Below are 25453 nucleotides of genomic sequence, written 5' to 3' on the forward strand. Positions count from 1 at the left end.
ATTAAAACTTATTGATATGAACTTTCTCCCATTGCAATTTAGCGTCATCAAAAGGCTCTCTATCCTGCTCCTTATATCCAAATGCAATTATAGAAAGTACCTGCATATGCAAAGGAACATCTAAAAGTTCCCGTAAATATTCGTCCGAAGGCGTGTCTGCCGATGTAAAACGCTCCCTTACCTGCACCCAACAGCTCCCAAGGCCTAAATCTTCGGCTTGTAGCTGCATCATTATCGAAGCAATAGAGGCATCCTCTATCCACACATCACTAATCAAGGGATCGGCAAGTACAACTACAGCAAGAGCACAACCTGCAATTAACTTGCTTCCATTTTGCTTACACATCGATAATTTTTCTAATAAAATCTTATCCTCAACTGCGATAAACTCCCACGGATTCTTACTTTTCGATGCAGGAGATTTTAATCCGGCTTTTAATATAGCTTCAACTTGTTCAGGATTCAGCTGTTTTTCTGTAAACTTTCGAGTACTCCTTCGTTTCGAAATAAGCTCGGAAAATTCTTTCATTGTGTTTTTTTCTTGTTTTTCCCTATCAGTCTATCTATCTCTTTGTCATAATCAACTTCTTCGCTCACACCTTCTGTACTACTTTTTCGCAGCAATATATTCAGTGTTTGCATTATCAATTTTATATCCAAAGCAAACGAATAGCCATTTATATATATCAAATCGTACTTTAACTTATCTTTAACCGTTGTATTATATTTACCCTGTATTTGAGCCAATCCCGTCAATCCGGCTTTTACCCTGTGGCGCAAATAATATTCCGGTATTTCTTTATTGAACTGTTCCACAAAGAAAGGACGCTCTGGACGAGGGCCAACTATGCTCATGTCACCTTTCAATATATTCAATATTTGCGGTATTTCATCTAAACGAGTAGCTCTCAGAATATTACCGAGCCTTGTTATACGAGGATCTTTCTGATTAGCCAAAACAGGACCAGACAAAGCTTCTGCATTTTCGACCATTGTCCTGAATTTATATATTTTAAAAACCTTCCCATATTGAGTTACCCGTTCTTGCTTGTAAAACACAGAACCACCCCCCAATTTTAATATTACAGCCACAATCAATCCGGGAATAAGGAACACGAAGAATGCAATAAAACTCAAAATAAGATCCACCATCCGTTTCAGAAAATCATTTCCTACACTTATAACTAAAGGCCTCACCCTTAAAACTGGCGTATCATCAATTTGTGCAAAAGAGGTATTGAATAATAAAATTTCGGGATTCTTTGGTTCATAAAACACATTTATATGTTTATTCACACATTTCCCCACAATATTTTGTTTCATTTCCTCATCAACATCTTCTGCTATAAAAACAACATCACTATCTTTTATATACTGATCTATATTTTCATCGTTAGGCGAACATATATTGTGCACCTTCGACCACATTCCTCCAGACCTAAGTAATTTATAAGCCATAGGTTTCGATTGTTCAAACCCGACAACAAGAACTTTCCGTTTGATATTCTCTTTCAAATGCCTTTTATTTACAAATAAATGCCAATACGAAAGTAATATTATCTGTATGAAAGAACTCAACACCAATATACTTCGCGGATAGGCAAACTCACGCGCAAAAAAACTGAGTGCCATTGTTATAAACAACAAACAAATAATAACCAAACCTACCGAATAAGCAACCCCCCAAAATGTAAAATCGCGGGGTTTCTCTAATTCAAATATTTGATTTAATATAAGGTAGCAAAGCCCTATATAAGGAGAGATCGATATAAATGCGTAAAAGTTTTGCTCATATGCTTCTAATGAATTTTCGAACAAGAAGTACGAAAAAAATATAGAAGAATATATAATTATAAGATCGACAAGTATAACAATTACCGTAAAGCTTCTCCGTGTAAACAACTTATCCATGCACAATAGTTCTGTAATATTCTTATGTGAAAAATCGATGACAAAGGTAACAATTTTATCAGCAAGTAAAATATGCTTATCTATGAAAATAGAACTTTATGTTTTAAATCGACGGTTTTTCCTTATATTTGTAATGATTATTAATTGTATTGGATGAAAGTATTTCAGATAATAACAGTATCGGAATATGGTGGAGCACAATCTGTAGTTTTAAACCTTACCAACCATTTCGTTGACGATAATGATGTATATATTTTATCCTGTGGAAATGGAGAAGCTTGGAAATCGGCAAACGAAAAAGTTATAAAACTGGAACTAGGCAGCCCACGTAAAGGATTATCATGGCGAGACATTTTTCTTGTACTTAAGCTATTTTATTATAGATTCAGATACAGGCCTGATATTGTTCACCTCCATTCCTCAAAAATGGGAGCTTTAGGACGAGTAATATTTCCTAAACGAAAAATTGTTTATACAATTCATGGTATAGATTCGTTAAGAACAGCTTTCCCTAAATTGCTATTTATCGAAAAAGTATTAAAAAAACGACAGGCTATAACTATTGCAATAAGCCAATACGATGCACAAATATTGAAAAAAGAAGGCATATCGGTTGATGCAACTGTTATTTATAATGGAATTGCCGATTATACACAAATGAAAAGTCCATATCCAAATATGGATATAAAGAACAGACTCGACAAACTAAAAGAAGAATACCCTAAAACTATCATGTGCATTGCGCGCATCTCTAAACAAAAAAAATTTGAATTGTTTCTCGACATTGCCCAACTAATGCCACAATATGCATTCGTATGGATAGGAAACAAAGAAGACATGACAGAGCTACCGACTAATGTGTTTTGTTTAGGAGAATCGCATGCTGCACACAAATATTTAGAGTATGCCGATGTATTTATTTTACCATCAAATTACGAAGGATTGCCTATATCAATACTTGAGGCTCTCTCGTTTGGTGTTCCCGTGGTAGCTTCTAATGTTGGAGGCGTTAGAGAAATGCTTGACGAGACAAATGGTTTTGTTGTTGAAAATTATGCAAACTTATTCAAGGAAAAAATAGAATACATACTTCGCCCCGAAAACTATTCTGCAATGTCGGTAAATGCCCGTAAATCGTATTTAAATAAATTTACAATCGAAAAAATGGCTGGCGGATATGCTAGTATTTATAAACAAGTATATGACAAACAATAATCAGGCCGCCAAATCACCTCTTGTTTCTGTATTAATACCTTGCTATAATGTTGAAACATATGCAGAAGAGGCCATACAATCGATACTTAACCAAACATATAAAAATCTGGAAATTATAATAATAAACGATTGTTCGACAGACAATACGAGTAGTATCCTATACAATCTGGCAAAAACAGACCAACGTATAAAAGTCTTCGAAAATGAGAGTAATCTTAAGCTCATCGACACTCTAAACAAAGGTATAACACTTTGCAATGGCGAATATATAGCCCGAATGGATGCCGATGATATATCTTTACCCAAAAGGATTGAAAAAGAAGTTGAATTTCTGGAAAAAAATAAAGATCATGATATTGTAAGCACTCAATTTTATACATTCCGGAACAGCTCGAACAAAAAAAACTTGTACACAAATCCGGTTAAATACGAACAACTTCAAAGTTATTTATTATTTAAATCCGGAATATGCCATCCAGCATCAATGTTCAGAAAAAGAGTATTTTCCGAGTTAGGCTTAAAATTTGAGAAAGAATATCTTCATGTCGAAGATTATGCCCTTTGGTCAAAAGCTCTTTATGCCACAAAACTAGGTAATATAGAAGGAGAGCCTTTGTTGCTATATCGCGTACATAAAACACAAGTATCGACAATGTATGAAGACCTTCAGCTTGAAAACAAGAAGAAAGTATTCAAAATTCATTGTAAACACTTGGGTATAGAAGACTCTGAAAAAATGCTTGACATATACTCTTCGGTCGCAGAAGCCAACCCATCACAACACTCGAAAGAGTATCTAATTAAATGTGAGCGATTTATGACTTCATTGATAGAAAAAAACAAAGTAACACCTTTTTGTTCTATGGATTTTCTGCAAAACATGTTAGCTTTGCATTGGATTAGACTTTGTGCAAACTCACAAATAGGACTGGGTGTTATTGGATTATGTAAAAGATCGGTATTGTTCCAACAAGAATACTACTCCTTTCGAGATAAAATAATACTTTATACAAAGTGTTTATTCAAATTGAAATATAAAAAATCAATGATATATAAAATCGTTTTCAGATAAACATGAAAAAGATACTATTAATTCTATTAGTCCTTGTTGTTATTTTTTACCATATATATCCTCAAGCCTTACCTGTTTTCGGATATACATTTATTGTTTTATCTGGAGCTATCGGTTTAACATTATACGTCAGAGATCAATTTCCATACGATGAAGCGATAAGGATACTTATTGTTTATGGACTATTTGCTGCATGGGCTATATTCAGTGTATTCATGAATGGACGAGGTGACTCTTATCTACTATCAATGACTAAAACCCAAATAGCATGGTTTTTCTCTTCCTTCTTTATTATTATTTTATTTTTCCTAGCACACCCTAAAGGAAGCATAAATACTCTGTTTTATTATATCATTGGTGCTATACTTTTACAGTGCATAATAACTGTTGTAATGTACTTTAATGAATCTGTTGCAGCTTTTTTCAACTCTATCCATAAGATGGACTACATTGCAATTATAAAACGGGAAGAAACAAAAGAAGCAAGACTATTAGGATATGGCATTGCCTTTTTTGGAGCAGGAATAACTTGTGGATTAGGGCTTATCCTTATTGCATATCTTGTAATGACTCAAAAGATGAACATCCTACAGATTGTTTTTGCAGCTTTAGTTTACACATTCATTGCATATATAGGGCTTTTTTCGGCTCGAACCACAATGATTGGTGCTGCCGCAAGTTTGGCTTTAATTATCATCTTATTTATCACTGGGGCTAAACATAAAAACCAATTTTACACCTACATTATATCAAGTGTTATATTAATGATTATAGGCTACTCATTATGTTATATATATTTTGAAGAGTTTGCAGACTGGGCTTTTGAGGCCTTTATCAATTATCAGGAAAAAGGGAAGTTTACAACCCAGTCATCTACAGGCTTGGAACAAGGAATTGTAACTCCCACTTCGATTTTCACTTGGTTCTTCGGAAAAGGTACTGGAGAATATTTTGGTATTGACATAGGCTTTACACGCTTACTTTTTTGGGTAGGTTTACCTGGTACATTACTCTATTTCTACTACCTATACATGCAAATGAAGTTCGCATTATCGAAAAACAAAGCTCTTAACTATACATTTTTAGTTACATACGCATATGTAGCAGTTTTAAATTGGAAGGGGTTAGCCGATTTGACATACTTCTTTCTACTTGTTACATTCTATTTTCTACATTACAAATATCATATATATCAACCTTATTTATACAGTCTTGGGTACAGAGATAAAACTAAACTTCGTAATGCCTTTCAAACCTCGCCGGCCAGCCGGCGGGTTTAGAGTCATGTACGAATACGCCAATCGATTATCTGCCTTAGGATACTCGGTTCATATTACATACCCCATAAAAACTTCATTTATGGAGTATCGGTTTCATTACTTCATACGGCGGATATTATCATTTATCGAAGGTTTTCGCACCAATAAGTGGTTCCATTTCGGCCCGCATATAACAATGTCATATGCTTCTTCGGTTCAAGATGAATATATAAAAGATGCCGATATAGTATTGGTTACATGGTGGTCTACAGCTGCTGAAGTTGGGCTATTGTCTCCTGAAAAAGGAAAAAAAATAAATCTTATTCAAGGATTCGAAAACTGGATAGGACACGAAGACCTTCTTTTCAAATCGTATAATATGCCCAATACGACAAACGTAGTTGTAGCATCGTACTTAAAAGACATTGTTGACCAGCACACAGAAAATGAAACAATAGTGATATCAAATGCTATTGACGACAAGCAATTTTATCTATCAAATCCCATCGAAAGTCGAAAACAGACAAGCATATGCATGCAATATTCAACTCAGGAAATCAAAGGTTCTAGATACGGAATCGAAGCACTCAAACAAGTAAAGAACAGTTTTCCCGAACTAACTGTCGATCTATTTGGTGTATGTCCTGAACCTGAAGATCTACCTGATTGGATGACCTATTATCGGGCTCCTAAAAATCTGAACGAACTTTATAACCGTAATGCGATATTTCTATCAAACAGTTTAACCGAAGGGTTCGGGTTGGTTTCAGTTGAAGCATTATCTTGTGGATGCGCATTAATATGCACAGATATAGCAGGACATAGAGAATATGCTTTCGACGAAAATACTGCATTATTAGTTAAACCCGAAGACTCGAAAGAAATGGCTGAAAAAATATGTTTCCTAATAGAAAATGATAGGGATCGTATAAATCTGGCAACAAGGGGAAACAAATATGTGAAAAATTTTTCGTGGGATGAATCGGTAAAAAAAATGGACAATCTAATCAAAAGACTGTTGAATGATTAGAGTTGTTTAACTGAACTTACATGTTATGAATATACTGTTATTAGGAGAATATAGTAACCTGCATTGGACTTTAGCCGAAGGCTTAAGGCAATTAGGGCATAAAGTTACTGTTGCTTCGGACGGGGATGGGTTTAAAAACTACAAAAGAGATATCGATTTAGTTCGAAAAAGTTCAAGTATCAAAGATACCCTATCTACTATTGCATCGGTTATTGGCAATCTGAAAAACTTTAAAGGATATGATGTTGTACAACTTATAAATCCGTGCTTCACTCAATTAAATATACGAGCAAACAAGTACTTATACAATTATATAAGAAAAAATAATCAAAAAGTATTTCTAGGGGCATTCGGAGTCGATTCTTTTTGGCTAAGAGCCTGTCTGGATAAAAAGACTTTCAGATATTCAGAGTTCTTCATTAATGGAGAAGAAAACCCCATAAGCGATAATGAAGCATTAAAAGCTTTATGGCTCAATTCACCATACGAATCGCTGAATAAAGAAATAGCCGAAACTTGCGATGGCATAATTTCCTGTTTATATGAATATTACATACCATATAAAGCTCAGCATAATTCAAAACTCACATATATACCTCTGCCAATAAATACTGATAAAATAAAAGTAGCAGAAAGTACGAATAACGAGAATGTTAGTTTTTTTATTGGAATAAACAAAGCACGTAGTCAATTTAAAGGAACCGACAAGTTACTTACCGGTTTATTAGAAGTCTCTCAAAAATACCCGGATATTACAGATATCTCAGTCGCCGAATCTGTAGAATATTCCGAATACATAAAAATGTTAGAGAATTCCGATGTAGTACTTGATCAGTTATATTCATATACTCCGGCTATGAATGGATTAATCAGTATGGCAATGGGCAAAGTTCTGGTAGGAGGAGCTGAGCCCGAAATGTATGAATTCCTGAATGAAAAATCAAATATGCCTATTATCAACGTATTGCCATCCGACAAGGATATATTTGAAAAATTGGAACACATTATACTGACCAAAAGCAATCTGCCTTCGGTTAAAGAAAACAGCAGAGCATTTGTGGAAACGCATCATAACTACATCAAAGTAGCACAACAATACGTCGATTTTTGGACAAAAACAAACTAATGCCCGATAATAATGAAAGAATGTATAATACTAGCTGGAGGTTTCGGAACCCGGTTACAATCCGTAGTTAAAGATGTACCCAAATGCATGGCTGAAGTTGCTGGTAAACCTTTCCTCACATACATACTGAAGTATCTGGAAGAACAACAATTCTCACATATTATTTTATCTCTTGGCTATAAAGCTGATATCATTTTAGAGTGGCTAAACGTCAATAAATTCAGATTTGAAATATCCTATGTCATAGAAGAAAAACCTTTAGGTACAGGTGGTGCAATAAAATATGCCATGACAAAAGCTAAAGGAGAACAAGTATTTGTTATGAACGGAGACACTTTCTTCGCCGTAAATCTGACCGAATTGTTATCATTTGGAAATAAAAAAAATGCAGATATAAGCTTATCCTTAAAACCTATGACTAATTTTGATCGTTATGGATCGGTTGATATTGACTATGAGGAAAGAATAATAAATTTTAACGAAAAGGCATTCTGTAATACAGGATTAATAAATGGAGGCACTTATTTAATCAACAAAAAAATCTTTAATTCATTATCACTTCCCGATAAATTTTCGTTCGAAAAAGATATTCTGGAAAACAAAGATATCGGACTGAAAATGTATGGATACGTTGAAGATCAATATTTCATTGATATAGGTATCCCTTCCGACTTTGAAAAAGCAAATTCTGATTTTAAGAATCTATGGCAATAATAAATAATAAAACATACGATACACTATTTCTCGATAGAGATGGAGTAATAAACGTTGAGCGTAAAAACGACTATGCAAAAAATATTTCAGAATTCTTATTTATTGATGGAACTCTGGATGCTCTCTCTATTTTATCGTCAAAATTCAGTAATATTATCATTGTAACAAACCAACGAGGGGTAGGACGAGGAATTATGTCCGAATCCGATTTGGAGAGTGTGCATAATTATATGCTACAACAAATAGAAGAACATAGCGGTAAAATATCGGGTATATATGTGTGTACCGATTTATACCCTATATCAATAAACCGGAAGCCAAATATAGGAATGGCATTTAAAGCTCTGGAAAAATTTCCCCAAATAGATTTCACTAAATCAATAATGGTGGGAAATAGCCGATCCGACATCGATTTTGGACAAAAACTAGGTATGTATACCATTTTGGTTGGTGATAAATATCCTAAATCTGATGCGGTTTTCAACAATATTAATGCATACTTTCCCAATCTGTATCAGTTTTCATTATCTTTGTAATAAACAAACTAGCAAAATAATGGATATTATCAGAAACAGACTATTAGCTTCAATTGAAGTAAAACAAGATATAGTACAGGATATGCATTTAATAAATCAGATTAAAGCATCATCAGATATTATAATAAAATGCTTTCAGAATAATGGATCTGTCTATTTTTGTGGAAATGGTGGCAGTGCCGCCGATGCCCAGCATCTGGCAGCAGAACTTTCAGGCAGATTTTATTTCGACCGAGAGCCGCTATCTTCCGATGCTTTACATTGTAATACTTCTTTTCTGACAGCTGTAGGGAACGATTATTCGTTCGACGATATATACTCTCGTCTTATAAAAGGGATAGGACGCAAAGGTGATGTTCTGGTTGGTTTATCAACTTCCGGCAATTCAAAAAACATAGTAAATGCTATTGACGAAGCTAAAAAGCGAGGAATATATACAATTGCCTTCACAGGAAAATCGGGAGGAAAGCTTCGCAATCTGGCCGATATTTGTATTTGCATACCATCTGACGATACACCTCGTATACAAGAATCGCATATTACAATAGGACACATTATGTGTGAAATTATCGAAAGTTCTCTTTTTTCTAAAAAATAAAGGTCATGATTATTAGAAGTAAAGCTCCTTTCAGATTAGGGTTAGCAGGAGGAGGCACAGACGTTTCCCCTTATTCCGATGTATATGGAGGATGTATACTTAATGCTACTGTCAGCCTCTATGCTCATGCTAATATACAGCCTCGGGAAGATGGTAAAATCATCTTTCAATTGCCAGAGAAAGGAGAAAAATATGTTTTTGATGCAGTAGAACAATTACCAATAACCGGCGATAAAGCCGACTTAATGAAAGGAATATATAACCGTATAGTAAAAGATTATGTGCATCAGCCCTTATCATTCACACTGACTTGTAGTATGGATGTTCCTTTCGGTTCCGGTTTGGGAACCTCTTCTACACTTGCAGTTGCAATACTTGGTGCATATTCCGAATGGCTAAAGCTACCCTTAGGCGAATATGATCTTGCATATTTGGCATATCAGATTGAACGTATAGACCTGAAACAAGCCGGAGGCAAGCAAGACCAATATGCCGCTGCATTTGGTGGTTTTAACTTTATGGAGTTTTACGAAAACGACCGTGTTATAGTTAATCCATTACGGGTCAGATCGGAAGTTTTGAACGAATTATCTAACAATTTGCTGTTATATTATACAAACTCGAGCCGTAACTCGGGAGATATAATAGAAAAACAACAGAAAAATGTAAAAGACAAAAAAGCCAGTTCAATTGATGCTATGCATAAAATTAAAGAACAGGCTTACGAAATAAAAGAAGCCATACTAAAAGGGAATCTGGACGATATTGGTAATATATTGCATGCCGGATGGACACATAAAAGAAATATGGCAGAAGGTATAACAACTCCGCTTTTCGAAGAATTGTATAATACAGCCATTAGTGCAGGTTCTACCGGTGGAAAAATATCGGGAGCCGGAGGTGGAGGATACGTTTTCTTTTACTGTCCTAATAATACTCGTTTCGAAGTTGCCAAAGCCTTGGAAAAGCTGGGAGGATGGGTACAGCCCTATTTTTTTACAAAAAAAGGACTGGAAACATGGCGTATCAAGTAAAAATGATGTGATTTAGTTTATAGAATTAATGAAAGTTGCCGTTTTAATATTAGCACATAAAAATCTCCATCAATTAGAACTACTTATCGATAGTTTGAGGTCTGATTTTGATATATACGTCCATGCTGACAAAAAGTGGAATATACCCATCAATGAGTTAAACTCTAAATATGGCAATGTTCATTTCTTTTCTAAATACGATGTATCTTGGGGCAGTTCCAATATTATGCTTGCTACAATAGAACTATTAAAGGCTGCTTATCAAAAACAACACGATTATTTTATTTTCATTAGCGGTCAGGATTTACCTATCCGGACAAATGAAAATATTATGAAAGTATTAACCAACCTAAACGGAGCCAGTCTTATAAAATACCAAAAGCTACCCCGTGCAAAATGGGATCTAAGCGGAGGTTTCGACCGTATGTATTATTATTGGGAGCACGATTTTAATAGCCCGATAGCCAAATTCGCAATGAAAGTTGTACGTAAATTTCAACGTATTTTCGGGCTAAAACGTAAATTATACCCCATGCCTGCTTATTATGGCCATTCTATGTGGCTTACCCTGCATAATGATGCAGTGAAATATGTCCTCGAATTTCTTGAAAAAAATCCCGGATATGTAAAAAGGATGAAATACACTACACTTATCGACGAGATATGGCTGGGTACTATTGTACTGAACTCGCCTGTAAAAGTTATTAATGACCAAAGTACGCATGTAAACTGGACTGATGGCCCCGAATATCCCCGAACGTTGAGAGGAGGCGATTACGAACCGATTATTGAAGTATTCAGAAATACAAATTGTTTATTCGCTCGTAAATTCGACGAAAAAGTTGATAGCAATATTATTCAAACATTCTTAAACAACAGAATATGAAAAAAATAGCTATACTTATCAGGGTATATAACCGAATAGAAGATTTAAAATATAACTTACAAATAATAGTAAATACATGGCGTAGGTTCGATTACCATATAATTGTTGTTAGTAACGGCTATAATGACGGATACGTAATCGATGATGAATCGGCTAAACTAATAGACGATCTTGTTGTTATCGAAAACAATGCCGGACACCGTAAAGGTAATTCTCAATTATTGCTCGAAGGCATAAAACATATTCCTTCCGATTGTGAATATACAATTATACTGGAAGCCGATACTTGGATGTACAAAGATCTTCTGATAAGAGATTATATTGACGATATGAAATCCGACAAAAATATCATGTGGGCTAGTGCCGACTGGTATGACAAACAATATGGGATGGCTACCGATTTTGCAATTATCAGAACCCAATATATACAGGAAAATCCTAAACTTTTCGATTTCGAACTTTACCCTGAATGTTACATAGCTAATTATTTACGCGACACCAATGCCGATTATATATATATAACCGAAAACATGCCGGTACATGTACCCAGTTACGTATTCATTTATCCTTATGTTAATAATCGGAAAGAAAAACGGTTCTATGTTTTCCCTAAAGCACGTATGGTTACACACCATATTGAATTTCTTAGGAAAGGGATGGCTCAGAAGAAACGATATTTCAATATTGTAGCCAAAACAAACTATTTTGAGGATACGAAAGTATATATGAAAAAGTGGAAACGCTATAAAATGAAATTCTGGATAGGACTTAGTAAACTTTTTATTAAGAAAAGCTGGTTCTGCAAAAAAGTATATAAAAATTTAGATTAATAACCTGTATAGTCAAGAGATAGACTATACATACACATAATTTATATGTTTGTTATAAACGGACGTTTCCTTACTCAAAAGCCAACCGGTGTTCATCGTTACGCATTCGAAATATGCAACAAACTACACGAAATGGGTGTGGATTTCTATGTTGCAATACCGAAAGAAATAAATAACAAAGATTACAAATTTGATTTCAAAACAGTAACATGCGGTAATCTTAAAACGCATCTTTGGGAACAAATATCGTTACCTCGTTATCTAAAAAGTGTAGGAAGCCCTTTGCTTATCAGCTTTTCGGGATGTGGTCCGTTAAATTACAAAAATCAGATTATAACAATACACGATGTTTCGCACGAGCGTTATCCGGAGTGGTTTTCAAAAAACTACTTCAGATATTACCATTTTATGCTTCCACGTATTGCCCGTAAAGCACATGCAATACTAACTGTTAGCGAATTTTCGAAAAACGAGATTATTGATACATTCGGAATTAGTGGCGAGAAGATACATGTTGTACACAGTAATGTACCTTTTCACAATAAACCCAACAAAAGTGATATCATTAATTATAAACGACCTGAAAATATCGAGAAATATATTCTTACCGTTTCGTCGATGGATCCCCGAAAGAACTTTATCCGTTTAGTACAAGCATTTAATAAATTAGAAGATAAGTCGGTAAAACTATATATTATTGGCATGAAATTTAAAGCCTTCAACACTCCTGATCTACAAGAGCTTGTTGGCGACAATGTAGTCTTACCCGGATATATAGACGATAATGCACTCCAAGAAATGTACCGCAATGCTCTGTTTTCTATCTACCCATCTTTGTACGAAGGATTTGGGCTTCCGCCATTAGAATCCATGACTTATGGATGCCCAGTTATAGCTTCCGATATTCCGGCTCTGCGTGAAGTTAGTGGCGATGCTGTATTATATGCCGACCCATATTCTATTGAAGATATGGCCGACAAGATGAAAATTATGATAGATTCACCACAGCTTAGAGATAGTCTTATAGAAAAAGGACTTGACCAGATAACTCTATATTCGTGGGATAAATCGGCAAAACAAGTATTAGAACTAGCTCAAAAATATTCTTAAGCACAACTCCTTACCGAGTTTTACGAGACATATCAATACGAAGGAATATAAATAGTAAAATAGTAAATCCCCACAAAGAAGATCCTCCATAACTAAAGAATGGTAATGGAATACCAATTACAGGCATCAGGCCAATAACCATACCAATATTTACAGTAAGGTGAAAAAGGAATATTGCAGCAACACTATATCCATATACCCGTCCGAAAGAATTTTCCTGACGTTCGGCTAAGAAAATAAGTCGTAAAATCAGCGCTAAAAATAAAAGTAATACAATAGTTGACCCCACAAAGCCCATCTCCTCTCCTATTGTACAGAAAATAAAATCGGTATCTTGTTCCGGCACATATTTTAGTTTCGTTTGTGTACCATTTAAAAAGCCTTTCCCCGTAAAACCTCCGGAGCCTATCGCTATTTTCGATTGATTCACATTGTACCCTGCACCCATCAAGTCCTCTTCCATACCTAAGGCTACTTTTATACGCATTTGTTGGTGAGGCTGTAAAACATCTTCAAACACATAATTAACTGATGTTATAAAACCCATACCTGCTATAGCAAAAAAAGCTATAAAAAGATAAATCCGTTTCCAATGCTTCCATGCTAAATAACACAAAAAAGCCATTAATGCTCCCATACATATAATAGCTGTTAGTCCCCAATTTACCTCATAACCTCTATAAAAAACAAGTGCTGCCACACCAAATATACCCACCAGAAATAATATTATATAACGGGATGCCTTAGGATTTTTTCCGTAATTAAATACAAAACCCGCACAAACTATAATAATAAGCAAAATAGACACAAACTCTCCTAAGCTAATCAGCCCTAGATTAATATCGGAATACTTTAACCCGACAACAAATAAAACTATAGCACATAAACCCGACAATAAAACTATACCGGGTAACCCCTCTCTGTACAATACTAGAAGAAATGCTGTGTACACCAACGCCGAACCTGTTTCTTTTTGTAACAGAATCATTGCCATCGGAACTGCTATCAGGCATATTATAGTTAATATATTTTTTGCACTAAGTAGCTTAAAACCATAGCTATTCATAAAATGAGCAAGAGCCAAAGCCACTGCAAACTTAGCAAACTCGGCAGGTTGTAGCCTTACGGTACTTGTTATAACCAGCCACGACCGCGAACCTTTTATATCGGGAGCAACAAAAATAGTTACAAGTAATAATAATATGAAAAAAGCATATATAAAATAAGCGAATATATCGTACATGTTACTATCTAGTTTTAAAAGAATAAAACCCAACACACACGATGAACATATCCATATAAGCTGCGAACCTGCCCGGGTAGAAAGATCGAACATACTTGTTGCATGTTCGTAATTGAAACTGGCAGCATATATACTGAACCAACCGGCAATAACCAGCACCAGATAAATTAATATTATCCACCAATCTACACTGTTTTTTATATTTCCGTCAGTTTCTCTATACATGTTTATTTAAGTACACTATTTTATTTAGCAAGTAATTTTATAGTCCTCTATCTTCCGATTGACTGGCAGAAGACACCTTTTCCCTATTCGACAAATTCTTAAGCCACAAATTTGTCATATTAGGCATAATAACTGCATTTACTATTCTGTCTTCTATATATTTATCGGCAGCAGGAACCTCCCCCCGTAAATATTTTTGCATCATCAACCTCCCTATCGGCACTGCATAAGTTGCACCAAATCCTCCGTTTTCCACCAACACAGCAACTGCTACTGTAGGATTATCCTTTGGCGCAAATCCCATAAAAATAGAGTGGTCACGCCCATGCGGATTCTGAGCTGTACCTGTTTTTCCACAAACCTGAATATCCGTCCCTATATTTGCTCCTCTGCATGTTCCTCCGGTCACAGCTGCAGCCATGCCTCGTACTATCGACTCGTAATATTTTTCATCAATTTTAGGTGCCCGCTTTTCTGTATAATCCGATTTAAGAACCGTATCCTGAATTTCTTTCACAATATGCGGAGTATAAAAAAATCCCCTATTGGCAATAGTAGCACTCAAATTCGCTATCTGTAAAGGCGTAGCGGTTACCTCCCCCTGCCCTATGGCAATAGAAATAACATTAGGAGCCGACCAATTTGTACGTTTAAATGCCTTGCTGTAATATTTACTATTAGGAATAAACCCTCGTTTCTCGGACGGAAGATCGACACCTAAAGGATAACCAAACCCCATATCAACTAAATAATCTTTCCACTTATCAAAAGCAGTCAATATATCCGGATATATCCGCCTATTACTGAGCATCGCATTCAGACCATAGCAGAAATAAGAGTTACACGATGTAGCAATCGCCGGTTCTAACGGTATTGGAGAATAGTGTGAATGGCACTTGGGCCGTCCACCTCCGGGTGGGTATCCCATAGCACACGAATATGATGTTTCGGGCGTAATTATACCTTCTTGCAAAAATATAAGCCCTTGCGTAGTTTTAAAAGTCGATCCCGGAGGATATGCTCCATGAATTGCCCTATTAAGCAAAGGTTTAGTTTCATCTTGCTGAAGGCTCAGATAATTCTGACCGAACTCGCGTCCACGTAATATAGATGGATCGTACGACGGAGCAGTTACCATACACAATATTTCGCCTGTTGCAGGCTCTATCATAACAATGCTGCCAATCTTATTACGCATTAGATGTTCGCCATAAGCTTGCAACTCTATATCTATAGCTAATTTAAGATTTCGCCCCGATACCGGAGGTTTATCATGTCTTCCTTCTTCATATTTCCCCTGAATACGTCCATGAGCATCTCTCAAAAGTATTTCTACACCTTTTACCCCTCTAAGCTCTGCTTCATATGAGGACTCGACTCCCGCCTTTCCTCCATAATCGCCACGAGCATAATATTTGTCAGCATCCATTTGTTTCTTATCAACCTCAGCTACATAGCCTAATAAATGGCCTGCATTACTATAGCTATATTGACGCAACGTCCGGTTCTGAATATAAAATCCGGGGAATTTATACATTTTTTCCTGTAACAAACCATATTCCTGTACAGTAAGCTGCGTCATAAAAGTTTGAAATGTATATGACGAATAACCGGGATTTAATGATCTGTCTTTTACTGTTGCAATACGCTTAACAAATTGCTCTTTTGTTATGCCCAATATGTTGCAGAAATCAAGCGTATCAAAAGGTAACACCTCGCGGGGTATATATACAATATCGTAAGTTGCCTGATTATACACCAACAAACGATCGTTACGATCGGATATCGTACCACGAGCTGGATATAACGTTTTTTTAAAGAAAGCATTACTGTCGGCAAAGTCCTTATAATCGTCATTAAAGATTTGCAAATTCAACAATTGCAAAACCATAATCAGAATAATAACACATACTACTCCTCCAATAACATAACGGCGTTTTTCAAACTCCAGATTCTTACTCACGAACTTTCTTTTTTATAGATAAACTTTCTATTGCAAATATCAAGACAAAAGTTAAAACCGATGATGACATTATCCTTGCGGCGATAATCAACAATTCTGAATACGAAAAAGCCTCGATAAATATAAGTGTTGTATGATGTATTAAAATGAAAGTTACCATGTAACGGACAAAACTTCCTCCTAATACTGATAATTTAGGACTAATATGTTCAAAATCTTCCCGATCGAAAAATAATTTCTGCAAAGGCATCCTCAAAAATGCAATAAATGTTGTTGCCGCTGCATTTATGCCAAAAGTATTACAAAAAACATCGATAGTTAAACCCAATACAAAACCCAGAAAAATTACAAGATTGCGGTTCATATCTACCGGCAATTTCATAATGTAATAGATATACAAAAACGGAGTAGCCAAACCGAAAAATAAAATATGATTAAGCACCAATACCTGTAACAGTACCAAAGCTATAAACAAAAGTATAGGTCGTGCAATAGTATTATTTTCCATCAATAACCTCCTTTTTCAGTTCTCTAATTTCGTCACTCCGATAGTTATTTATAATCAATACGTTTTTTAGACTCCCAAAATCAGTAGACAACCTTACATTTAGTGTATAAAAATTATCATCACGCTGACTTACATAATCTTCAACAATGCCAACCATAAATCCTTCCGGAAAGAATTCTGATATTCCACTTGTGATTATTGTATCGCCATTTTCAAATTTTTCATATCGGGGAAAATCCACAAGGCTTCCATATCGATAATCTTTTGTGTTCCAAACCAAAGTAGCCGGAATATTTGAGTCTTTCAGTTTACAATTCAATTTTGTTTTTGGGTTTAAAACCGATTGTATAATAGAATAGTTTGCCGAAACCGACCGCACAATACCAACTATTCCGTTACCGGATACAACCCCCATTTCGGGTTTTATACCATCACGCTCGCCTTTATCAATATATATATAATTATCGACACGTGTAACACTGTTATGTATTACACGAGCATTAGTATATCCATAATTGGTAGCCGAATGAACCTCTTTTAAAAGAGCCTGTGTTGTTGCTGTATCTGCCGAAAGAGTAGCAATATACTCTTCCATATTATGCAATTGCCTTGTCAGTTCTGAATTGCGAATCAATAAATCTTCATTTTCTTTCCTTAAACCAAAAAAAGAAGTAACTGTTCCTGACAAAGAATATACTCTGCCAACCAGTTCATTTGACGATTTAAGAAAAATACTTCTTTGATACGAACTGTTTTCGAATATTAAATAAAAAGATATTATCTCCAAAAAGATAAAAAGAAACCAATAACTGTTTTTTATAAAAAAAGCAATCAGATTACGCATACAAGATTATCGATAGGCAATGTAAATATTATCACGAAAATCAACCGTGTTAAAACTTTTAAAGCACTAGCCCGTTAAGACTAGCGCTATATACTATATAATTTACAGAAAAAGCTTTTCCTTTTTTAGCTTTACTGCCTCATCAGGAAGTTAAACTTCTCTATGTTTTTAAGAGCTATACCTGTACCTTTTGCTACCGCATGCAAAGGATCTTCCGCAACGTGGAAAGGAATTCCTATTTTGTCAGAAAAACGCTTGCTCAAGCCACGCAACAAAGCTCCTCCTCCAGTCAGATATATACCATTTTTCACAATATCAGCATACAACTCGGGTGGTGTTTGCTCCAAAGCGCTAAGTATAGCAGAATCCATCTTCGATATAGATTTATCAAGACAATGAGCTATCTCCTGATACGAAATAGGAATATCCATTGGCAACGAAGTCATTCTATTCGGGCCATGTACAATAAAGTCTTCCGGAATTTCATTCTCGGGCAACTCTGTTAATGCCGATCCTACTGCTATTTTTATCATTTCGGCTGTACGTTCCCCAACTTTTATATTATGCTGACGTCCCATATATTCCTGTATATCCTCAGTAAGATCATCTCCTGCAATCTTTATTGATTTATTAGAAACAATACCACCTAACGATATAACCGCAATTTCGGTTGTACCACCACCTATATCTACAATCATATTACCCTCGGGTAATTCAACGTCAAGTCCTATACCTAAAGCCGCAGCCATTGGCTCATATATCAAATACACATCACGTCCTCCTGCGTGTTCAGCCGAATCGCGAATAGCTCGGCGCTCAACTTCGGTGCTTCCCGAAGGTATACAAACTACAATACGTAATGATGGCGAAAACAATCTGTTTTTATTACCGATCATCTTTATCAGACCACGTATCATTTGTTCGGCCGCTGTAAAATCGGCTATAACACCATCGCGCAACGGACGAATAGTACGAATATCCTCGTGGGTTTTCCCGTGCATCTGACGAGCCTTTTCACCCACAGCTATAACCTTATCAGAACGTCTTTCGAGTGCAACAATGGAAGGTTCGTCAACAACGATCTTCCCGTTGCTAATAATAATGGTATTGGCAGTGCCAAGGTCCATTGCTATTTCTTGTGTGAATGAGAACAACCCCATAATTATTTTACTGTTTTATAAAGGTTTGTAATAATTTAATGTTTAAAATGACGTATTCCTGTCATTACCATCGATATATTATGTTCGTTACAATAATCGACCGAAAGTTCATCTTTAACCGATCCTCCCGGCTGTACCACAGCTGTTATTCCGGCATTTCCTGCTATTTCCACACAATCGGGGAATGGAAAAAATGCATCGGAAGCCATAACTGCACCTTTAAGGTCGAAGCCAAACGAATCTGCTTTTTCAATAGCTTGCCTTAAGGCATCAACTCTTGATGTTTGTCCTGTACCTCCTGCACATAATTGTTTTCCTTTTACCAAAATTATCGCATTCGATTTAGTATGTTTCACAAGCTTATTCGCAAAAATTAAGTCTTCGAGTTCCGAGCCTTGAAGCTGGCGATTTGTAACCAGTTTCATATCTTCAGCAGTCTGAACACTTACATCCTTATCCTGAACCAATACCCCGTTCAATAGCGAACGGAACTGCATTGTACTTTTTACCGAATTTTTCTGAACCAATATAATACGATTCTTTTTTTGTTTTAAAACATCCAAAGCATCATCATCGTATGCTGGTGCAATAATTATTTCAAAGAAAATATTGTTTATCTCGTCGGCAGCTGCTTTATCAATCTTACGGTTCGAAACTATAATTCCACCAAAAGCCGAAACCGGATCACCGGCCAAAGCATCTACCCAAGCATCTTTTACTGTTGCCCTTGATGCTATACCACAAGCATTATTATGCTTTAATATTGCAACTGTAGTTTCGTCAAATTCGCTAATCAACGAAACGGCAGAGTCTATATCTAATAAATTGTTATACGAAATTTCACGGCCATGAAGTTGATCGAACAAATCTTCCAGTTTCCCGAAGAACATGCCTTTTTGGTGTGGATTTTCGCCATAACGCAACACATGCTTATTATCTTCTGCATATCGGAAAGCCGACTCTTCGCCTCCGTCCATATAAGTAAAGATAGCTGAATCGTAAGAAGACGAAACACCGAAAGCTTCCTTTGCAAACCATTTGCGATCGTCGATAGTAGTAATTCCGTCTTTCTCATTAAGCAATGTATACAATGCCTGATATTGAGATTTTGAAGGAACGATTACCACATCTTTAAAATTTTTGGCTCCCGCTCTTATAAGCGAAATACCACCTATATCTATTTTTTCTATTATATCGGCTTCGCTTGCTCCCGATGCAACTGTTTCTCTAAATGGATACAGATCGACAATAACAAGATCTATCTCCTGAATTCCATATGCTTTTATTTGTTTCTGATCCTCTTCAAGATCACGTCTATTTAGTATTCCTCCAAAAACATGAGGATGTAACGTTTTTACTCGTCCGCCTAAAATAGATGGGTAACCGGTAAGACTCTCTACCGCGATACATTCATGACCTAACGATTCAATAAATTCACGGGTTCCTCCCGTTGAAATAAATTTAACGCCTAAAGAGGCTAATTTGTTTATAATTTCGTCTAATCCATCTTTATGGTAAACCGAAACTAAGGCTGTTTTAATTTTCTTTTCCAAAAGCATATATAACGCGATTAATCAATTTTTGTCTTAGGAATACAAAGGTATAAAATCTATTGCTATATCGGGTCGTCGTTTATAAGTTTTATTATAAAAAAACACCCTTATAATTTAATTATTTACAAGGGTGTTTCTGATATGTTCTTAATATTTTTATTTAAGACAATGCAGCAATGGCCGATCCGATAAGATTTGCATTTTCCATACTGGTTATATGCACTTGTACTTCACCATGCCCAAACTCTGATAATAATTTATTTAGTTTACCTAACACCAAATCTTTGTAGTTGCGACCCTTACGGTCTTCGCTCCAGAATAAGCTACCTTCTGCTGTTAGTTGTACTTTTTTAAGATCGGGATTATGCGAGATTAACTCCAAAATCAATCCGGCCAATGACGAAGCAACCATATATGCCGAACGTTTATAAATACTACGTGCCACCTCCACATATTTTTCTTTATGAATATCAGGATAGCTCATTATATGAGTAAGCTTTTGAGCATCGAAGCTTTCCTCAAACTCTGTACATGGAAATACCGCTTTCAACACTTCGCCAAGATACATACCCGATACTGTTTTTTCGAAACGCTGTGCTCCTACATTATCCGAATTAGCATCTACTAAATCATCAATAATTGTAAGATAAGGAGGCGTAAAATTTCCAGACTCAAGGTTAATTGGAATCAGACCACTCAAATCGAATTTAGGATCTTCTTTTTTCAACCATTTTGTATCCAGCTTTTTAATTTTATCTGCACTTACAAATGTAGCCATATTAGTTCCGGTACCAACTATTAAGCCAATATAAGCATCGTAGCCACTATGTGTTAGTCCTGCAAATAAGCTGGCAACTGTATCGTTTATTACTTTTATGGTTTTAAAATTCGCCTTTTTCAGATTCTTATTCAGATAATCCATTAACGGTTTACCTATAAGATGGGGCACCATCTCGGGAATATTAACACCTTTTGTCCATCTCAATAATATAGCTTCTCCTTTAGCCTTCGATTCAGCCGGATACGAAAAGCAATAACCAATATGTTCAACCCCTGTAAGATCAAGCTTGTCTATAAGATCTGCAATCTCTTTAAACAATTCCAATTCGGTATAAGCAGGATCAACCCTTTTCATTTCTACCGACAAATTCTTTTTCCAGCCGTTTTTAGGATGAATATCGGCTACTCCATTTTTAAACTCAACAACTGCAGCCCTATAATTTGTACCACCCAAATCCAGAACTAAAGCTCTTCCGTTTTTAATACCCACATTAGGGTTTATGTAAGTAGGCAAACATTGGATCTCCATATTATCATTTTCGAGACCTTTTTTTACATTGTTCTGAAGTGAGCGGGCAATTTCTTTTAATTGGATTGTTTTTAATTTGAAATTGTTTCTTTTCATGGTGTTCCTGTTATAATAAATTATATTGTTAAAAATACTCTTTACAAAGATAACTTTATTTGTAAAAGATGATATTACATCTGTTTTGTTTTTGACGGCAATTTCACATTTCTTGTGACATTTGTCAACTTTTCCAAATTCCGAACTATATTCTTTATTATTTGTTTTAATATATAAAGATTTAAAAGATTGTATTATGAAAAGGTTATTATTTATTATTGCGATTGCAGCAATGCTAACTTCCTGCGGAACAGCTTATAATGATTCGTTAAAAAAAATTGAATTAGGCATGACTCCCGAACAAGTGGTATCTTTAATGGGCGACAAATATACAGTTGTTGCACAAAAAGATTACTCGAATCAAACTATCGAATACCGGGACAGATACAAAAACAATTGGTATTTTGTCTTTGTAGACGGACATCTAAACAAATGGTATAAAGAAACTGACGAGTAGACTAAAAAAGCGCCATCAAATGATGGCGCTTCCTTTTATATATAAAGAGGCTATATATTTTCCTCTTAAATCTTAACTTCCCAACCTAATGCACTGGCTCCAAGAACAGCTGCATCACTTTCTTTTAGTTCTGAAGGAATAAGCTGAACCTTATTTCTAAAAATAGGCAATAGATCTTCTTCCATATATTTACGCACAGGATCAAATATAAGATCACCTGCTTTAGTTAATCCACCAAAAAGAATTATAGCTTCGGGACTGGAAAACGCTACAAAATTAGCAAAAGCTTCTCCTAATACACGCCCCGTTTCATCAAATATTTCTTTTGCGAGAACATCTCCTTGCCTGGCCGCTTCTGCAACATCTTTCGATGTTATTTCGTCAATCTTCAGATCTCTTAAAATACTCGAATCTTTTCTTGTCTCAAGATATTCTCTTGCAGTACGGGCAACGCCTGTAGCCGAAGTATATGTTTCGAGACATCCCTTTTTTCCACAGCCACAAGGCCGTCCGTTTTTTACAGCAGTGGTATGCCCTAACTCTCCAGCAAAACCATCGTAACCATATACCAGCTGATTATTTATAACGATACCACTTCCGACACCGGTACCTAGTGTTATTATTATAAAATCCTTCATTCCGCGAGCCGCACCATAAGTCATTTCGCCTATAGCGGCAGCATTTGCATCATTGGTAAGAGCTACAGGCAGAGATAGCTTTTCTTTCAGCATCTGAACCACAGGAATAACTCCTCGCCACGGAAGATTAGGCGCAAACTCAACACACCCTGTATATATATTACCATTGGGAGCACCCACTCCAACTCCTCTGATAGTAGATGTACCTCCAACTTGATCAATCATTTCCATTACTGCATCCGCCAGACCAATTATAAAACTATTAACATCTTTATAATTTGTTGTCTTTATAGAGCCCTTGTTGATGATATGACCTCTTTTATCAACTACACCAAACACAGTGTTTGTTCCTCCAATATCTATACCGATAGCATAACTTTTTTCAATCATGTTAACACTGTTTTTTTACAAAATCCCCTCTCCAAATGGGCATAAATAAATTTATTTCGAATTTTTCAATTCATCAAAATACATATTCAAAATTTTTGCGGCAGCCGCGAATGAACTCATTCTTGACTGAAGTACATCCTGCTCACAAAATTTCAACTCGTTACTTATCGTTGGATTATTATAAAAATCCGACTTCAACCGTTCGTTTATTGTTTCGTACATCCAATATTTAGATTGTTCGTTACGCCTATATTCGAAATAACCATTCTTCCGTACAAAAGCAATATATTCGTCTATCATATCCCAAACCTCCTTGATTCCAATCTCGAAATATCCCGAATATGTCAGAACCTTTGGAGCCCACCCCGATTCGGGTAAAGGGAACAAATGTAATGCATTACGAAAGTGGCTTTGAGCAAGTTTTGCTTTTTCTATATTATTGCCATCAGCCTTATTAATAATTATACCGTCGGCCATTTCCATAATTCCTCTTTTTATACCCTGTAATTCATCGCCCGTACCGGCAAGTTGTATAAGCAGAAAAAAATCGACCATAGAATGAACCGCGGTCTCTGACTGTCCGACACCTACTGTTTCTATAAAAATCCGATCGAAACCAGCCGCTTCGCATAAAATTATAGTTTCCCGTGTTTTACGGGCAACTCCTCCTAATGAACCTGCTGATGGTGAAGGTCGAATAAATGCATTCTCGGCAACGCTTAAACGCTCCATGCGTGTTTTGTCGCCCAATATACTACCTTTCGACACCTCGCTGGATGGGTCAATAGCTAATACCGCCAATTTTTTACCTTCTTCCAACACATGCATACCAAAAGCATCTATCGATGTGCTCTTTCCTGCACCCGGTACTCCCGTAATACCTATGCGAACAGAGTTACCCGAATACGGCAGACATTTATCTATAACTTCCTGAGCTATTGCCTGATGTTCGGGTTTCGAACTTTCGATCAAGGTTACAGCTTGCCCTAAAAGCGAAACATCGCTCTTTAATATTCCCTCAACATATTCCGACACGGTATATGATTTTCTTTTAAAACGGCTGAAATTTTTTAAATAAGGGTTCACCGTAGGTTTATCGGAGGTTCCTTCATTTACCGATAACCCTGTATATTGCGAATCATTTTCGGGATGCTCCATCGTTTTTTCTTATTTTTTTACTGCATGTAAAAATACAAATATGTACCCAATAAAAAAACCGGATAAAGAATTAATTCTTTATCCGGTTTATATTCCTTTACATTTATTACTTACGAGGCAAAACCTCTCCTTTTATATTCAAACGAAAAGTTGTGTCCGGAACATTTGTAAAAACTGTAATAGTTTTATCAAAAGCTCCAACCCTACCTGTAGTTGAATAAGCAACTGTTACTTCTCCTTTTTTACCTGGCAAAACAGGCTCCTTTGAATAAGAGGGTGTTGTGCATCCACATGTTGCTCTTACCGAATTGATGATTAACGGTGCATTACCTGTGTTCGTGAATTCGAAAGAGAAAGATGCCTTTCCTAATTCTTCTGCAATTTTGCCAAAATTGTGTGTTTTTTCTTTAAATTCAGCCTTAGGTGCTTCTGCTGTTTGAGCCACTGCAAATGACACACTAAATATAGCCATCATTAAAAAAACTCCTAATTTTTTCATTCGTGATAAGTTTTAATTTGTCCTTAATTATTTTGCAAAGTTATTAATAAATATAATAGTACAGATATATTTAACATTTGTTACACTTA

Annotated in this window: 25 protein-coding genes; 13 read left to right on the forward strand and 12 right to left on the reverse strand. The window is 35.8% G+C overall.

The features are described from left to right. Position 1: 1 nt before the first annotated feature. Together D0T53_RS03860 and D0T53_RS03865 are read right to left on the reverse strand one after the other, a co-directional pair. Positions 2 to 529, reverse strand: a complete 528-nt coding sequence (locus tag D0T53_RS03860; protein ID WP_163265260.1) for a nitroreductase family protein — start codon at positions 527 to 529, stop codon at positions 2 to 4. Further along, positions 526 to 1911 carry a sugar transferase gene (locus tag D0T53_RS03865; protein WP_163265262.1) on the reverse strand — a complete coding sequence of 462 codons (1386 nt, stop codon included), beginning with the start codon at positions 1909 to 1911 and terminating at the stop codon, positions 526 to 528. The genes D0T53_RS03860 and D0T53_RS03865 overlap by 4 nt, the downstream gene beginning before the upstream one ends. A gap of 153 nt (positions 1912 to 2064) precedes the next feature. Here D0T53_RS03865 and D0T53_RS03870 point away from each other — a divergent pair, with 153 nt between their 5' ends. The 12 genes from D0T53_RS03870 to D0T53_RS03925 all read left to right on the forward strand — a co-directional run bounded on the left by D0T53_RS03870 (position 2065) and on the right by D0T53_RS03925 (position 13321). Next, positions 2065 to 3126, forward strand: coding sequence for a glycosyltransferase (locus D0T53_RS03870; protein ID WP_163265264.1), 1062 nt, complete (start codon positions 2065 to 2067; stop codon positions 3124 to 3126). Beyond that, the gene (locus D0T53_RS03875) at positions 3089 to 4198 is read left to right on the forward strand and encodes a glycosyltransferase family 2 protein (protein ID WP_255489382.1); all 1110 of its coding nucleotides are present in this window, start codon (positions 3089 to 3091) and stop codon (positions 4196 to 4198) included. The genes D0T53_RS03870 and D0T53_RS03875 overlap by 38 nt, the downstream gene beginning before the upstream one ends. A gap of 2 nt (positions 4199 to 4200) precedes the next feature. Beyond that, on the forward strand, positions 4201 to 5478 hold the full coding sequence (locus D0T53_RS03880; RefSeq protein ID WP_163265266.1) for a hypothetical protein: 1278 nt from the start codon (positions 4201 to 4203) through the stop codon (positions 5476 to 5478). 79 nt (positions 5479 to 5557) lie between these two features. Further along, on the forward strand, positions 5558 to 6487 hold the full coding sequence (locus D0T53_RS03885) for a glycosyltransferase family 4 protein (protein WP_255489383.1): 930 nt from the start codon (positions 5558 to 5560) through the stop codon (positions 6485 to 6487). A gap of 25 nt (positions 6488 to 6512) precedes the next feature. Beyond that, positions 6513 to 7613, forward strand: coding sequence for a glycosyltransferase (locus tag D0T53_RS03890; protein WP_163265270.1), 1101 nt, complete (start codon positions 6513 to 6515; stop codon positions 7611 to 7613). A gap of 12 nt (positions 7614 to 7625) precedes the next feature. Beyond that, entirely contained in the window at positions 7626 to 8327 is a 702-nt protein-coding gene (locus tag D0T53_RS03895; protein ID WP_163265272.1) for a nucleotidyltransferase family protein, read from the forward strand. Further along, positions 8318 to 8863 (forward strand): HAD-IIIA family hydrolase, encoded by a 546-nt coding sequence (locus D0T53_RS03900; protein ID WP_163265274.1) that lies wholly within the window; start codon positions 8318 to 8320, stop codon positions 8861 to 8863. The genes D0T53_RS03895 and D0T53_RS03900 overlap by 10 nt, the downstream gene beginning before the upstream one ends. A gap of 19 nt (positions 8864 to 8882) precedes the next feature. Beyond that, positions 8883 to 9461, forward strand: a complete 579-nt coding sequence (locus D0T53_RS03905; RefSeq protein WP_163265276.1) for an SIS domain-containing protein — start codon at positions 8883 to 8885, stop codon at positions 9459 to 9461. Between the two features lie 5 nt (positions 9462 to 9466). Beyond that, complete coding sequence (locus D0T53_RS03910; protein ID WP_163265278.1) at positions 9467 to 10495, forward strand: dehydrogenase; 1029 nt, start codon at positions 9467 to 9469, stop codon at positions 10493 to 10495. Between the two features lie 28 nt (positions 10496 to 10523). Then, complete coding sequence (locus D0T53_RS03915; RefSeq protein WP_163265280.1) at positions 10524 to 11381, forward strand: beta-1,6-N-acetylglucosaminyltransferase; 858 nt, start codon at positions 10524 to 10526, stop codon at positions 11379 to 11381. Beyond that, positions 11378 to 12211 carry a glycosyltransferase family 2 protein gene (locus D0T53_RS03920; protein ID WP_163265282.1) on the forward strand — a complete coding sequence of 278 codons (834 nt, stop codon included), beginning with the start codon at positions 11378 to 11380 and terminating at the stop codon, positions 12209 to 12211. Before D0T53_RS03915 ends, D0T53_RS03920 begins: the two co-directional genes overlap by 4 nt. Before the next feature lie 45 nt (positions 12212 to 12256). Next, the gene (locus D0T53_RS03925) at positions 12257 to 13321 is read left to right on the forward strand and encodes a glycosyltransferase family 1 protein (protein WP_163265284.1); all 1065 of its coding nucleotides are present in this window, start codon (positions 12257 to 12259) and stop codon (positions 13319 to 13321) included. Positions 13322 to 13331: 10 nt separating this feature from the next. Here the strand turns inward: D0T53_RS03925 and rodA are convergent, their stop codons facing one another. The 7 genes from rodA to D0T53_RS03960 form a co-directional block, all read right to left on the reverse strand. After that, the gene (gene rodA / locus D0T53_RS03930; protein ID WP_163265286.1) at positions 13332 to 14789 is read right to left on the reverse strand and encodes a rod shape-determining protein RodA; all 1458 of its coding nucleotides are present in this window, start codon (positions 14787 to 14789) and stop codon (positions 13332 to 13334) included. Positions 14790 to 14826: 37 nt separating this feature from the next. Next, positions 14827 to 16752 carry a penicillin-binding protein 2 gene (mrdA, locus tag D0T53_RS03935; protein ID WP_163265288.1) on the reverse strand — a complete coding sequence of 642 codons (1926 nt, stop codon included), beginning with the start codon at positions 16750 to 16752 and terminating at the stop codon, positions 14827 to 14829. Continuing rightward, complete coding sequence (gene mreD / locus D0T53_RS03940; RefSeq protein WP_163265290.1) at positions 16745 to 17260, reverse strand: rod shape-determining protein MreD; 516 nt, start codon at positions 17258 to 17260, stop codon at positions 16745 to 16747. The genes mrdA and mreD overlap by 8 nt, the downstream gene beginning before the upstream one ends. Next, entirely contained in the window at positions 17250 to 18104 is an 855-nt protein-coding gene (mreC, locus tag D0T53_RS03945) for a rod shape-determining protein MreC (RefSeq protein WP_163265292.1), read from the reverse strand. The genes mreD and mreC overlap by 11 nt, the downstream gene beginning before the upstream one ends. Positions 18105 to 18235: 131 nt before the next feature. After that, complete coding sequence (locus D0T53_RS03950; RefSeq protein ID WP_163265294.1) at positions 18236 to 19264, reverse strand: rod shape-determining protein; 1029 nt, start codon at positions 19262 to 19264, stop codon at positions 18236 to 18238. Between the two features lie 35 nt (positions 19265 to 19299). Next, positions 19300 to 20823, reverse strand: a complete 1524-nt coding sequence (purH, locus tag D0T53_RS03955; RefSeq protein ID WP_163265296.1) for a bifunctional phosphoribosylaminoimidazolecarboxamide formyltransferase/IMP cyclohydrolase — start codon at positions 20821 to 20823, stop codon at positions 19300 to 19302. Between the two features lie 154 nt (positions 20824 to 20977). After that, on the reverse strand, positions 20978 to 22222 hold the full coding sequence (locus D0T53_RS03960) for a hexokinase (RefSeq protein ID WP_163265298.1): 1245 nt from the start codon (positions 22220 to 22222) through the stop codon (positions 20978 to 20980). Between the two features lie 196 nt (positions 22223 to 22418). Between D0T53_RS03960 and D0T53_RS03965 the strand changes: the two genes are divergently transcribed. Further along, positions 22419 to 22679 carry a hypothetical protein gene (locus D0T53_RS03965; RefSeq protein WP_163265300.1) on the forward strand — a complete coding sequence of 87 codons (261 nt, stop codon included), beginning with the start codon at positions 22419 to 22421 and terminating at the stop codon, positions 22677 to 22679. Between the two features lie 65 nt (positions 22680 to 22744). On the opposite strand, the gene D0T53_RS03970 is transcribed toward D0T53_RS03965, so the two are convergent. The 3 genes from D0T53_RS03970 to D0T53_RS03980 form a co-directional block, all read right to left on the reverse strand. Further along, entirely contained in the window at positions 22745 to 23704 is a 960-nt protein-coding gene (locus D0T53_RS03970; RefSeq protein WP_163265414.1) for an ROK family protein, read from the reverse strand. Between the two features lie 54 nt (positions 23705 to 23758). After that, positions 23759 to 24865, reverse strand: coding sequence for a methylmalonyl Co-A mutase-associated GTPase MeaB (meaB, locus tag D0T53_RS03975; RefSeq protein ID WP_163265302.1), 1107 nt, complete (start codon positions 24863 to 24865; stop codon positions 23759 to 23761). Between the two features lie 106 nt (positions 24866 to 24971). Then, positions 24972 to 25364 carry a DUF1573 domain-containing protein gene (locus tag D0T53_RS03980; RefSeq protein WP_163265304.1) on the reverse strand — a complete coding sequence of 131 codons (393 nt, stop codon included), beginning with the start codon at positions 25362 to 25364 and terminating at the stop codon, positions 24972 to 24974. Positions 25365 to 25453 lie beyond the last annotated feature (89 nt).

This window comes from Dysgonomonas sp. 216, from assembly GCF_010501065.1.
GTDB lineage: Bacteria > Bacteroidota > Bacteroidia > Bacteroidales > Dysgonomonadaceae > QVMM01.

Coding starts and splice junctions, on each gene's coding strand:
- D0T53_RS03885 (WP_255489383.1), top strand. CDS start 5,558: ATGGAGTATCGGTTTCATTACTTCATACGGCGGATATTATCATTTATC.
- D0T53_RS03925 (WP_163265284.1), top strand. CDS start 12,257: ATGTTTGTTATAAACGGACGTTTCCTTACTCAAAAGCCAACCGGTGTT.
- D0T53_RS03860 (WP_163265260.1), bottom strand. CDS start 529: ATGAAAGAATTTTCCGAGCTTATTTCGAAACGAAGGAGTACTCGAAAG.
- mreD (WP_163265290.1), bottom strand. CDS start 17,260: ATGGAAAATAATACTATTGCACGACCTATACTTTTGTTTATAGCTTTG.
- D0T53_RS03915 (WP_163265280.1), top strand. CDS start 10,524: ATGAAAGTTGCCGTTTTAATATTAGCACATAAAAATCTCCATCAATTA.
- mreC (WP_163265292.1), bottom strand. CDS start 18,104: ATGCGTAATCTGATTGCTTTTTTTATAAAAAACAGTTATTGGTTTCTT.
- D0T53_RS03880 (WP_163265266.1), top strand. CDS start 4,201: ATGAAAAAGATACTATTAATTCTATTAGTCCTTGTTGTTATTTTTTAC.
- D0T53_RS03905 (WP_163265276.1), top strand. CDS start 8,883: ATGGATATTATCAGAAACAGACTATTAGCTTCAATTGAAGTAAAACAA.
- D0T53_RS03965 (WP_163265300.1), top strand. CDS start 22,419: ATGAAAAGGTTATTATTTATTATTGCGATTGCAGCAATGCTAACTTCC.
- D0T53_RS03865 (WP_163265262.1), bottom strand. CDS start 1,911: ATGGATAAGTTGTTTACACGGAGAAGCTTTACGGTAATTGTTATACTT.
- purH (WP_163265296.1), bottom strand. CDS start 20,823: ATGCTTTTGGAAAAGAAAATTAAAACAGCCTTAGTTTCGGTTTACCAT.
- D0T53_RS03890 (WP_163265270.1), top strand. CDS start 6,513: ATGAATATACTGTTATTAGGAGAATATAGTAACCTGCATTGGACTTTA.
- D0T53_RS03875 (WP_255489382.1), top strand. CDS start 3,089: ATGCTAGTATTTATAAACAAGTATATGACAAACAATAATCAGGCCGCC.
- D0T53_RS03980 (WP_163265304.1), bottom strand. CDS start 25,364: ATGAAAAAATTAGGAGTTTTTTTAATGATGGCTATATTTAGTGTGTCA.
- rodA (WP_163265286.1), bottom strand. CDS start 14,789: ATGTATAGAGAAACTGACGGAAATATAAAAAACAGTGTAGATTGGTGG.
- D0T53_RS03950 (WP_163265294.1), bottom strand. CDS start 19,264: ATGGGGTTGTTCTCATTCACACAAGAAATAGCAATGGACCTTGGCACT.
- D0T53_RS03895 (WP_163265272.1), top strand. CDS start 7,626: ATGAAAGAATGTATAATACTAGCTGGAGGTTTCGGAACCCGGTTACAA.
- D0T53_RS03910 (WP_163265278.1), top strand. CDS start 9,467: ATGATTATTAGAAGTAAAGCTCCTTTCAGATTAGGGTTAGCAGGAGGA.
- D0T53_RS03920 (WP_163265282.1), top strand. CDS start 11,378: ATGAAAAAAATAGCTATACTTATCAGGGTATATAACCGAATAGAAGAT.
- D0T53_RS03870 (WP_163265264.1), top strand. CDS start 2,065: ATGAAAGTATTTCAGATAATAACAGTATCGGAATATGGTGGAGCACAA.
- meaB (WP_163265302.1), bottom strand. CDS start 24,865: ATGGAGCATCCCGAAAATGATTCGCAATATACAGGGTTATCGGTAAAT.
- D0T53_RS03900 (WP_163265274.1), top strand. CDS start 8,318: ATGGCAATAATAAATAATAAAACATACGATACACTATTTCTCGATAGA.
- D0T53_RS03960 (WP_163265298.1), bottom strand. CDS start 22,222: ATGAAAAGAAACAATTTCAAATTAAAAACAATCCAATTAAAAGAAATT.